General features: G+C 42.6%; 1 pseudogene. It reads left to right on the top strand.

The window, feature by feature from the left end:
* Positions 1 to 249 (top strand): annotated as a pseudogene (locus SB660_RS22600) (hypothetical protein); the annotation flags it as partial.

The following is a 249-nucleotide window of genomic DNA, read 5'->3' as shown; positions in this document are numbered from 1 at the left end:
ATTTATGTACCGCAATCGAAGCATTTCCACTTGATAGTCAGCCCTATCAATGTGTATATGAACCGCTTAGATCGCACAGGTACGTTAACGCCAATCGACTTCGAGGCGCTTGAGGAAGCTGGAGAAAATGCTGAAAGTGAAGACGATATCCCATCTATCGGGGTAGGACGTATTCAAGACTTTACGCAAAAACAAATGCTAGATTTATATTCTTGTGTAGAATGTGGCCGTTGTACAAATATGTGCCCA

It is taken from the genome of Bacillus sp. SIMBA_005 (genome assembly GCF_046535585.1).
In the GTDB taxonomy this organism is placed as follows: domain Bacteria; phylum Bacillota; class Bacilli; order Bacillales; family Bacillaceae; genus Bacillus; species Bacillus pumilus.
Note: the sequence above shows the minus strand (reverse complement) of the source record. Positions and strands in the feature narration are given on the sequence as shown.